1 protein-coding gene and 1 pseudogene are annotated in these 1,410 nt (G+C 69.1%); one reads left to right on the top strand and one right to left on the bottom strand.

Annotation, left to right across the window (positions count from 1 at the left end):
* The coding region (locus AB4Y86_RS18885; RefSeq protein WP_441403664.1) for an acetoin utilization protein AcuC at positions 1-920 on the bottom strand (920 nt) is incomplete at its 3' end.
* 102 nt (positions 921-1,022) lie between these two features.
* On the opposite strand from AB4Y86_RS18885, the pseudogene AB4Y86_RS18880 reads away from it, so the two are divergent.
* Positions 1,023-1,410, top strand: a pseudogene (locus AB4Y86_RS18880) (TrkH family potassium uptake protein); the annotation flags it as partial.

The following is a 1,410-nucleotide window of genomic DNA, read 5'->3' as shown; positions in this document are numbered from 1 at the left end:
GTGGAAATCCACCGGTTCTCGCAATAGCGGGCCGCGAGGTTGCCGATAGCCGTGGCCGCCTCGCGCTGGCCGTCCACGCTGATGTTCAGGTGCGTCAGCGGGTCCAGGCGGTGCGAGTCGCAGCCGTGCTGGCTGACAATGACTTCCGGCTCGAACGCGCCGATGAGTTGGGGCACGACGGCGTGGAAGGCGCGCAGCCAGCCCGCGTCCCCGGTCCCGGCCGGCAGTGCCACGTTGACAGCGCTGCCAAGGGCGTTCGGGCCGCCGATTTCGTTGGCGAAGCCCGTCCCCGGGAACAGGGTCAGCCCGGTCTCGTGGAGCGAAATCGTCAGGACCCGCGGGTCGTCCCAGAAGATGCTCTGCGTCCCGTCCCCGTGGTGCGCGTCGACGTCGACATACGCCACCCGCTGCACCCCGCCGTCGAGCAGGCGCTGGATCGCCAGGGCGGCGTCGTTGTAGATGCAGAAGCCGCTGGCCCGTTCGCGGGAGGCGTGGTGCATGCCGCCGCCGAAATTCACGGCCCGGACCGCGCTGCCGTCCAGGACCGCGGCGGCCGCGAGCAGCGACCCGCCGGCCAGCCGTGCGCTGGCCTCGTGCATGCCGGCGAAAGCCGGGTCATCCTCGGTGCCGAGGCCGCGTTCCAGCTCGGGGGTGTCCGGGTCCGCACTGACACGGCGGACAGCGGCGACATATTCCGGGCTGTGCACGGCGGCCAGTTCTTCGTCGCTGGCAACCCGGGGCGCCGCCACCGTGATGTGGTCCAGGTCCAGCAACCCCAGGCTGCGGGCCAGCCGGGCGGTGAGTTCCATCCGCTCCGGCGCCATCGGATGGTTGTGGCCGAAGTTGTATGCCGTCATGGCCGAGTCCCACACCACCGTCGTCGGCAATGCGGTCTGGGCGAGTCCGGGCAGCAGGGTCATCAATCACAGGCTACCCGAGCGCACCGTCCGGTCCCCCGTCCCTGCGCGGAATATAGTGGTTTACTACTGAGGGACGCCGTTTCAACCAAGGACACTCCACCCATGACGCAAAGCCAGTCGAGGTCAGCGAACCCGGCCAGCTGGCACCCCGGCCAGCCGGAGCGCGAGGGCCTGTGGATCTTCACCCGGTTGCGCGACTTCGTCGACAACATCGCGAACACCTCCCCGGCCCGGCTGGCGGTGACGGTGTTCGTCGTCGTTATCCTGGTCTTCACTGCCCTGCTCACGCTGCCCGTATCCTCGGCCGCCGGGCAGGCGACACCGCTGCACCAGGCCCTTTTCACCGCCGTGTCCGCCGTGTGTGTGACCGGGCTTACCGTGGTGTCGACCGCCATTCACTGGTCCTTCTTCGGCCAGCTGGTCATCCTGATCGGCATCTTCGTCGGCGGCCTCGGCACCCTGACCCTGGCATCGCTGCTGGCCCTGATGG

The organism is Arthrobacter sp. 2YAF22_2, assembly GCF_052114645.1.
GTDB lineage: Bacteria > Actinomycetota > Actinomycetes > Actinomycetales > Micrococcaceae > Arthrobacter.
This window is presented reverse-complemented; position numbering and strand designations above follow the sequence as displayed.